At 49.4% G+C, this 8507-nt stretch carries 5 protein-coding genes and 1 rRNA gene; 5 read left to right on the top strand and 1 reads right to left on the bottom strand.

Annotated features, from left to right (window positions below):
* Positions 1-74 precede the first annotated feature (74 nt).
* The 5 genes from CHB92_RS15800 to CHB92_RS15820 all read left to right on the top strand — a co-directional run bounded on the left by CHB92_RS15800 (position 75) and on the right by CHB92_RS15820 (position 7967).
* Entirely contained in the window at positions 75-710 is a 636-nt protein-coding gene (locus CHB92_RS15800) for an MBL fold metallo-hydrolase (RefSeq protein ID WP_089320190.1), read from the top strand.
* A gap of 23 nt (positions 711-733) precedes the next feature.
* Positions 734-1441: a CDP-alcohol phosphatidyltransferase family protein gene (locus CHB92_RS15805; RefSeq protein ID WP_089320191.1), complete on the top strand. Its 708-nt coding sequence runs from the start codon at positions 734-736 to the stop codon at positions 1439-1441.
* A 165-nt stretch (positions 1442-1606) separates the two neighbouring features.
* On the top strand, positions 1607-5488 hold the full coding sequence (gene porU, locus CHB92_RS15810) for a type IX secretion system sortase PorU (RefSeq protein ID WP_245842632.1): 3882 nt from the start codon (positions 1607-1609) through the stop codon (positions 5486-5488).
* Positions 5489-5541: 53 nt separating this feature from the next.
* Entirely contained in the window at positions 5542-6660 is a 1119-nt protein-coding gene (porV, locus tag CHB92_RS15815; protein ID WP_089320192.1) for a type IX secretion system outer membrane channel protein PorV, read from the top strand.
* 17 nt (positions 6661-6677) lie between these two features.
* Entirely contained in the window at positions 6678-7967 is a 1290-nt protein-coding gene (locus CHB92_RS15820; protein ID WP_089320193.1) for a M16 family metallopeptidase, read from the top strand.
* Between the two features lie 454 nt (positions 7968-8421).
* Here the strand turns inward: CHB92_RS15820 and rrf are convergent.
* Positions 8422-8507: ribosomal RNA gene (rrf, locus tag CHB92_RS15825) — 5S ribosomal RNA — on the bottom strand; the annotation flags it as partial.

Consider the following 8507-nt stretch of genomic DNA (forward strand, 5'->3'; position numbering starts at 1 on the left):
AAGTTACGAGATGTCCTGCTGAAATTAGTAACTTTGAAGCCGATTTTGTACTTACCACACAAGCAGAGAAAGCCATGAAAGTAACCTGCCTTACCTTTAACCCCTTTCAGGAAAACACCTACCTGCTACACGATGAAACCAAGGAGTGCGTGGTGGTAGACCCGGGCTGCTACGAACAGCATGAGCGTGAACAACTGAAGAAGTTTATTGAGGATAATAGCCTTCAGGTGGTGCGCCTGCTAAATACCCACTGCCATATCGACCACGTGCTCGGCAATAAGTTTGTAGCCGATACCTATGGTGTGGGGCTCGAAATTCATCCTGACGATGAACAGGTACTACGCGCCGTGCCGTCTTATGCTGGGAATTATGGCTTTCCGCAGTATGCCGAGCAATTGCCGGCCAGCTACCTGAAAGAAGGCGAAGTAGTGAAGTTCGGGAAGACAGCGCTGCAGGTACTCTTTACGCCTGGCCATGCGCCCGGCCATGTGGTGTTTTACAATGAGCCCGAGCAAACCGTGATCGGCGGCGACGTGCTCTTCCAGGGTAGCATTGGCCGGACAGACCTGCCAGGTGGCGACTTCAACACGCTTATCTCCAGCATCAAAACAAAGCTATTTACCTTGCCTGATGAAGTAACTGTTTACCCGGGTCATGGCCCGGAAACGACGGTCGGGTATGAGAAGAAATATAACCCCTTTCTGCGGTAGCCCTTATTACCGCAGCCTGCAACATGAAAAAGCATATCCCTAACGCCATCACCTGCCTTAACCTTTTCTCGGGTTGCCTGGCCCTTTACTTTGCTTTCCAGGGTAACCTGGTTTACACCGCCTACCTGGTAGGTATCGCCGCTGTGTTCGATTTCCTGGATGGCATGTTGGCCCGCGTACTAAAGGCCTATTGCGAGATCGGAAAGCAACTGGACTCGCTGGCTGATATGGTTTCGTTCGGGGTAGTGCCGGGTACGGTGATGTTTATATTGTTTCAGAGAAGCGGTGTTCCTCTGTTTGGAATATCAGCGGAGCTATTACCTTTCTCTGGCTTCCTTATCACGGTCTTTTCCGCCTTGCGGCTGGCAAAGTTCAACATCGACACCCGCCAGACCACTTCCTTTATCGGGCTGCCCACCCCTGCTTGTACTATTTTCGTAGCCTCCCTGCCCCTGATCCTGGAGCACGGGAGCCTGCTGCATTATGAGGTAATCCTGAACCCTTTGGTCTTGCTCGTGCTTACCTTCTTGTTGTCGTATTTGTTAGTAGCAGAGCTGCCCCTTTTTGCCCTCAAGTTCTCGAACCTAAGTTGGCAGGATAACTCGCTTCGGTTTATTTTCCTTGGTTTAGCGGTTATCTTACTGGCCCTGCTTAAGTTCACTGCCATACCATTAGTGATAGTGCTGTACGTACTTTTATCTGTCATCAAAAAAACCTCTCACTCATCCTAAGGCTACTGGTGCCTGCTTGTGGAATTCTTAACCTTTAAATTAACGCAGGTATAAAAGCTTACAGAAACACAATATTTTAGCTGTATCTTTGTTAAGATATAAGGGATGCTGCCTGCCTTGCCCACGCAAAAGCAGGCAGCTTTTTCATTCAAGCGTGTTGATCATATGATGTGGCCTTACCGACTGGTTTATGTTTGCGCACTTTTGCTGCTAAGCTTACAGATAACAGAGGTAACAGCCCAAAGTGAAACTCCCGGTACTGTTACACTACAGTGGCAGACCCAGGCAACGGCACTCCCAACACTTCATCCTTCCGGCAAAGTCCCCTCCTTTACCGGTGCCTCAGTAAACCCCACGGAGGGTGTTCCCTATTACCGCCTGCAGATAGCAGGTAACATCTCTGGCTTTCAATTATTGAATGCAACGTATCAGCCTTTTACGCAGGCAGAACAGCAGTTATTTGGCAAACATCCCTTTGCCACTGTGGCAGCGGTAGAAGTAAATTATGCGGCTCAGAACAAGTTGCCTGTTAGTCTCGTGTCTGTGCTCCCCATCAGGCGCAACCCAGGCACGCAGCAACTGGAAAAGCTGGTAAGTTTTCGCTACTCTTACTCCTCAGAGAACATCACCGGTTCTAACACTACCTTTGCCCACACAGCCAAAGGCAATAGCTTTACCGCTAGCTCTGTGCTCAGCACAGGAGAGTGGTACAGGTTAGCAGTTACGTCCTCCGGTGTTCATAAAATAGACAAAGGGGTATTACAGGCTTTAGGCATTAGCACACAGGGGCTTGATCCCCGAAAAATTCAGGTCTACGGCAACGGCGGCGGGATGCTTCCCCAGCCAAACAGCGCCCCCCGCCCTGATGACTTGCAGGAGAACGCTATCTGGGTAAGCGGGGAGGCTGACGGGAAGTTCGATGATGCGGACTTTGTGCTGTTTTATGCCCAGGGGCCACACACCTGGACCTATGATGAAGCGCAACAGCAGTTCTCCCATGCCTTTAACATCTACTCCGATACCGCCTACTACTTTCTTCGGATAAATCATACTGCCGGAGCACGAGTTGCTACCCGGCCACAAGCCACTGGGGCAACACAGCAGATCCGCTCCTACGATGAGCGCGTTTTTTATGAGAAAGACCTGAAGAACATGGTTTACTCGGGCAGGGAGTGGTACGGAGAAGAGTTCAGCACCTTTACCCCTTCCCAAAGTTTCAGTTTCCCAGCCTCAGAAATTGTGCCTGGTTCTACCGTAAAGCTTACGGCTTTCCTGATGGGGAACTCCCCCGCCGATTGCTCCTTTACCGTAAAGTTAAACGACCAGGTGCTTGGCTCCCAGTCTGTCCCGAACCGTGGTACTTACAACTACCACCCGGAAGGGGTAAACAGCACGAAGACTTATTCTATTAGCCAAGCGGTGTTAGGAAATCCAACAGCATTAAAAGTGGGCCTGGACTTTAGTACCGGAGGCAGCTCTACCTCGCTAGGTTACTTAAATTACCTGGAGCTGCACTATGAGCGCTACCTAAAGCTGTATGGCGAACAAACAGCCTTTCGATCTGTGGCAAGTACAGGCGCACCTGCCAGCACCTTTCTGATAGCAGAGGCTCCTGCCGCTGCCGCTGTTTGGGACGTTACAGACCCGCTACAACCAATGGCACAACAGGTAGATGCTTCTGGCGCAGGCCTCCGCTTTAGCGCCCCTACGGATGTACTCCGTGAGTTTGTGGTCTTTCAAGGTAATGCCATCAGCACGAAGGCCATTCCTATTGGCAAAGTAGCTAACCAGAACCTGCACAGCACGAATTCAGACGGCGCCCTTGATTTTGTTATCGTAACGCACCCCTCATTTTTAGAGGAGGCCAGCCGCCTGGCAGCGCACCGCTCCAGGCACAGCAATATGCAAGTGCAGGTAGTAACGACACAGCAGATCTACAACGAGTTTTCTTCCGGAGCGCAGGACGTTACCGCCATCCGTGATTTTATGCGCATGGTGTACCGCCGCAGCAGTAAGAGCGGGGACCAAGTGCTCTACCTCCTGCTGTTTGGCGATACCTCCTACGACTACAAGTACCGCATCCGGAACAACACCAATTTTGTACCAGTGTATCAGTCGCGTCAGTCGTTGCACCCTATCGCCAGCTACTCCTCCGAAGATTACTTTGGCTTTCTGGACGAGGAAGAAGGCGAATGGGCCGAAAACGCACAGGGCGATCATTTGCTGGACATAGGCATCGGCCGTCTGCCCGCTACAACAAAAGCAGAGGCTACGACGCTTGTCAACAAGATTATTGCGTACGACAGCCCCAGCCATTTCGGGAACTGGCGTGGCCGAGTCACTTTTGTATCAGATGACGGGGACTATAACGAGCACCAAAACGATGCAGAGCACCTGGCCAATTACCTGGAGAGTAGTTTTCCGCATTATAGCCCGAACAAGGTATATCTGGACCTGTACCAGCAGCAAGCCGTTTCGAACGGGCAGCGAATACCAGAGGCAACCGCTGCTTTGGATAAGGCTGTAGAGCAGGGTTCCCTTATTGTTAACTATACAGGCCACGGCAATGAGACCAGTTGGGCAGCAGAACAGGTCCTGACCTTGCCCCAAATCAGCAGCTGGAAGAACAAAGACAAACTTGCTTTTTTTCTTACTGCCACCTGCGAGTTTGGTCGCTACGATGATCCTAGTCGCAGCTCTGGCGCGGAAACTCTACTGCTCCACCAGGAAGGGGGCGCCATTGGCCTGATCACCACCACGCGACCGGTTTACTCTAATGGCAACCGTGTGCTTAATCGTAATTTTTACAAGGCTGCCTTCACCCCGCTAAATGGTCGAATGCCCCGCCTGGGCGACCTGGTACTACAAACGAAGAATAACAGCATCACGGATAACACGAGCGGCTCTAACGGTGTTAACAACCGTAACTTCACGCTTCTCTGTGATCCCTCGCTGCAACTGGCTTACCCATCCTTACAGACCCGCATAAGCAGCTTGAATGGCAAGGAGCCTGCTGCTGATACCCTAAGCGCCCTAAGCAAGGTACACCTGAAAGGGGAAGTACTGACATCCTCCGGCACGCTTGCAGCCGACTTTACCGGTGAACTACGTGTAACAGTTTACGAGAAGGCCACGACACGCCAGACATTAGGGGATGAAGGAGCACCGAAAGTACCGGTTAGCATGTGGGAGAGCATCATCTATGATGGGAAGGCTACTGTCACCCAAGGGCAGTTCGAGCTTACATTTGTGGTACCGAAAGACATTACCTACACCTATGGTACAGGAAAGATTACCTTGTATGCCAGCAACGGCACGACGGATGCCATCGGGACTAACCAGTCTATAGTCATTGGAGGAACAGCAAAAGACATAGTCGCAGATAATGTTCCTCCTACTGTTAACCTGTTTATGGATGATGAATCCTTTGTTTCTGGAGGTATAACCGGCAAATCCCCTACCCTCCTGGCAAAACTGTTCGACGAGAACGGCATCAATACAGCAGGCATAGGGATTGGCCATGAGATCACGGCCGTGCTGGACGGAAACCGCCAAAACATGCTGGTGCTAAACGACTATTATACTGCAGCGCCTAACAGTTATCAGGAAGGCCGCATACAGTTCCCGCTGAAAGACCTAACGCCTGGGCTTCACACGGTTCGCCTTAAAGCATGGGATACGCATAACAACTCCACTGAAACATATATAGAGTTTTATGTATCAAATAATGCGGGTATTGCGTTAGAGCATGTACTAAATCATCCAAACCCATTTTCCACCAACACCACATTTCATTTTGACCATAACCGGGCCGGACAAAACCTTGACGTGCAAGTTCAGATATACACTCTTTCAGGTAAATTGGTAAAAACCCTACAAACAACTACTTTCGCCAGTAAGGCACACCTTGCCGAGTTAACCTGGAATGGACGGGACGAGTACAATGATAAGCTAGCCCGGGGCGTTTACATTTATAGGGTAAATGTCAGGTCGCAGCAAGACGGGGCGATGGCCTCGAAAGTTGAGAAACTTGTCATTTTAAACTAACATAGTAGTACAGAATTTCTATATTTGATAGAGCTATCACCAATACGCAACTTATGTACAATAAAAGTCAGATCTTGAAGGCTACTGCTCTTGCGTTTGCCATGTTCTCAGCTCCGGCTGCTTTTGCTCAATCTACAGTTGGCGGGGATGTGCGTGCAGTTACAACTGCCGTGCCGATCCTTACTGTTGCCCCTGACTCCCGCTCAGCAGCCCTTGGTGATGCTGGCGTTGCGCTGGCTCCGGATGCAAATGCACCGTACTGGAACGCCGCAAAACTTGGCTTTGTAGAGAATGACCTAAGCGTTGCTTTTTCCTACGCTAAATGGCTTGGCAATCTGGTGGATGACATGTCGCTCAATTACCTGTCTGGTTACAAGAAGTTGAATGAGACATCTGCTATTGCTGTTTCAATGATGTACTTTGATCTAGGCGAGATACAGTTCATCGACGCCAACCAGGCTCCCCTGCAGAATTATAATCCCAAGGAATACGCTGTTGCCGTTAGCTACGGCCAGGCGTTGAGTGAGAACTTTGGTGTTGGTATAGCTGCACGCTTCATCCACTCCAACTTAGCAGGTGATGTAAATATCAGTAGTAGTACTAACATGGAGGCTCAACCTGGTAACACCGCTGCTGTTGACGTGGGCGTTTACTACACAAAAGACTTGAGCCAACAACTAAACCTAGCCTTAGGGGCCAACATTGCGAACATTGGCGGAAAAATAGCTTATGCAGAGAATGAAGACAAAAGCTTTCTTCCGACAAACCTTAAGGTAGGCACAGCGGTAAAATATAACCTGGATGCCTATAACACGCTCACACTGGTATTAGATGCGAATAAGCTGCTGGTTCCTTCTCCAGGGGCAGATACGGACCAAAGTGTAATTAGTGGTATCTTCACCTCTTTTACAGATGCTGAAGATGGTGCCAGCGGCGAACTAAAAGAAGTAAATGTCTCAGCCGGCTTGGAGTACTGGTACAATGAGTTGTTCGCCGCCCGTGTCGGTTACTTCCACGAAAGCCCGCAGACAGGAGGCAGAAGGTATTTTTCAACAGGCCTGGGTCTGCGCTATCAAAAGTTCGGTTTAGACGCAGCCTATCTGATTCCGAGCGACCAGACAAACCCGCTGGCAGATACCTGGCGGTTTACACTGGCCCTTAACCTTGATTAGTAAACAGAATAACTATAATGCTTGATAGAACCAAAGCACCAGAAACATATGAAATAGATGCGGTTAACCTTCAGGTAGCTGAAGTAGCACACCTGGACAATGGGGCAAGACTGCACTATATAAAAAGCGAAACCCAGCCTGTGATCAGGCTGGATTTTGTTTTTAAGGCGGGTAAGTGGTATGAAGACAAAACAGGCGAATCGGACCTGGCAGCTAAAATGCTCTTTGAAGGAACTGTAAACCACACAGCTAAGCAGATAGCAGACAAGGTAGCTTTTTACGGTGCCTCCTTCGAGAACAACCACGGATATGACCGTTCAGAGTTCACGCTTTACTGCTTGTCTAAGTACGTTAAAGAGCTTCTGCCACTGGTATTAGATGTACTCCAACATCCTACCTTTCCGGAAGAAGAGTTTAACCTTTTAAAAAGGCGTACTTTGCAAAACCTGAAGGTGCAGCGTCAAAAAAACAGTTACCTCGCAACGCACAGCTTCACTAAACAAATATACGGAGGAGAACATCCCTATATTTTTGGCTTTGATGAGGGATCTCTGGAAGATTTGACGAAGGAGGACCTGGAGGACTTTTATAAGACCAGGTACAACACGCAGGGCCTGGAAATATTTGTTTGTGGCGCCGTAGAAGAGGACTTACAAAGACACCTTGAAGAAGAGGTGAACCAGCTACAACTGACAGAAACAGCTAGAAGCAACTCCTCCGCTAAATCAGTAAAGTTTGAAGGGGCGGCAGAGCGAGAGCAATTAGTTTTAATGGCAGACAGCCTGCAATCTTCCATTCGTATAGGCAAACGATTCCCACGTATAGGCCATGAGGACTATCACAAGCTTAAAGTCCTTAACGAAATACTGGGAGGCTACTTTGGCTCCAGGCTCATGCGAAACATACGGGAAGACAAAGGCTATACCTATGGTATCTACTCTGTCATTTCTCCCAAAGAAAAAGATAGCCTGTTTTATATTGGTACCGATGTAAATTACGCTGTTACTGAAAACACCATTTCGGAGGTACTGAAAGAAATTCGACAGCTACAAACAGAAGAGGTACCAGAAGAGGAATTAAGCACTGTCAAGAATTACATGCTGGGCAAATTCCTCAACGATATCAACACGATATTTGACCAGTGCGACCGTTACAAGAGAATTGTGCTCTTCGACTTGGAGCAAGAGCATTATAATAACTTTGTAACCACTGTGCGCACTATAACAGCTCCTGAGTTAAAGCAACTTGCCCAACAGTATTTAAGCGTGCAGGAGTTTTATACCTCTATCGCTGGAAGAAAAGAGTAGTAGAGAAAATGCTTAACAAACAACAAAGCCCCGGAGTTGTCCGGGGCTTTGTTGTTTGTGTCTGTTCCAATCTACCTTCCTACTACTGCCATGCAGTAACTTTTTGATTGTGCTGCATCTTACCTCTCCTAATCTCTGTAAAGCGCTTCTCTCCCTTGCCGCAGGCAGCCTGGTCTTCGTGGTGGTGAAGCTGGACAAGCTGCTGTTTAAGCGGTAGGGGAGCTCTTGGAAGGGGACTGTTGGGGGCAGGAAAGTCTCTCCTGCGCTGCTCAAATAACTCCCCTGCCGTTTCGAGTGAGCGGGAAAGCTACCGGGGATTCTGTTTAGCCCCATAAGGGATGAGATGACAAAAGAGGAGTGCCGCGTCTGAAGAACACCAGAAAGGCCCTTCCCGAGTGGCTATAAAAGCAAGCACCCCCTGCCGCTTTGGCGGAGGGGGTGCCTGGGTTGTTGGGGTTGGCGGCCACCTACTCTCCCGGCTGTGACACCAGTACCATCGGCGCGTCCGGGCTTAACTTCTCTGTTCGGGATGGGAAGAGG

The sequence above is a fragment of the Pontibacter ummariensis genome (assembly GCF_900188175.1).
Classification (GTDB): Bacteria; Bacteroidota; Bacteroidia; order Cytophagales; family Hymenobacteraceae; genus Pontibacter; species Pontibacter ummariensis.

Bases quoted from the DNA above. Each gene is read 5' to 3' on its own strand.
- porU (WP_245842632.1), top strand. From the start codon at position 1,607: ATGATGTGGCCTTACCGACTGGTTTATGTTTGCGCACTTTTGCTGCTA.
- porV (WP_089320192.1), top strand. From the start codon at position 5,542: ATGTACAATAAAAGTCAGATCTTGAAGGCTACTGCTCTTGCGTTTGCC.
- CHB92_RS15800 (WP_089320190.1), top strand. From the start codon at position 75: ATGAAAGTAACCTGCCTTACCTTTAACCCCTTTCAGGAAAACACCTAC.
- CHB92_RS15820 (WP_089320193.1), top strand. From the start codon at position 6,678: ATGCTTGATAGAACCAAAGCACCAGAAACATATGAAATAGATGCGGTT.
- CHB92_RS15805 (WP_089320191.1), top strand. From the start codon at position 734: ATGAAAAAGCATATCCCTAACGCCATCACCTGCCTTAACCTTTTCTCG.